Here is an 846-nt window from a genome sequence, read left to right on the forward strand (position 1 = left end):
CCGCTGCGGTGCATGGACGAGCGCCTGGATCCCGAGCCATCGCGGTCTCGATCGCCGCGCGAACGTCGGCTGGGATGCCGGCGGACGGCAAACGCGGTGCTTGTTCGGCGGTAATTCGCAGGAATTGGGCGACGATCTGTTCACCGGACCGGCGCTCGAAGGCCGCATGCCCGGTGATGAGAGAGAACAGGGTTGCGCCGAGCCCATAGATATCGGATGCGACGCTGGGAGACTCGCCGGAAAGCACTTCCGGGGCCGTGTATGCCGGTGAACCGGTAAGCGCGCCGGAGTCCGTCTCGAAGCCGCCTTCGATACGGGCAATACCAAAGTCGGAGAGCTGCCCCATCGCGCGCTGCTCACGCAGAAACCGCGCTCGATTCTCCTCGTCGAGCCCCGAACCCAGCACCTTGACGGCGACGACCCGGTCGAGCGATGGCTCCCGGCACCGGAATACCACCCCGAACCCGCCGCGGCCGATCACCTCCACTTCCCCGAAGCCCTCGGCTTCGAGTTCAGCCTTGAGCGTGGGGTACGCACCGCGGATGGGAGCGGAACCATCCGGGTCCATCATCGATCGCTCAGCCCTGGGCCTGGGAGGCGGAGGCCGCGCCCTTGGTCCATCCTGCATCACCGATTTCCCAGTCGTCTACCGGACGAGTGCCCGTCGACAGGCGGCTGCATACGTTCGTTGCCCCACAGCTTACTCGGTCGGGATCCGCGGGTAATCGGTCGCGGCGCATGGTTCCGCTGTTCCACGGGAGCAAGTCTGTTCAGCTGATGAGCGGCTCCGGGAAGCGCTGGCCGGCCTTCGGATGGCAATGGATCGGAGGCGTGCATCCGATCCGA

At 66.2% G+C, this 846-nt stretch carries 1 protein-coding gene; it reads right to left on the minus strand.

Translation table 11 applies throughout. The annotated features are described in order from the left end of the window. Positions 1–571, minus strand: a 571-nt coding sequence (locus ACFWJO_RS38665; protein ID WP_386872886.1) for a protein kinase, incomplete at its 3' end; no start/stop codon positions are given. Positions 572–846: the final 275 nt, after the last annotated feature.

It is taken from the genome of Streptomyces sp. NPDC127092, from assembly GCF_042722475.1.
GTDB lineage: Bacteria > Actinomycetota > Actinomycetes > Streptomycetales > Streptomycetaceae > Streptomyces.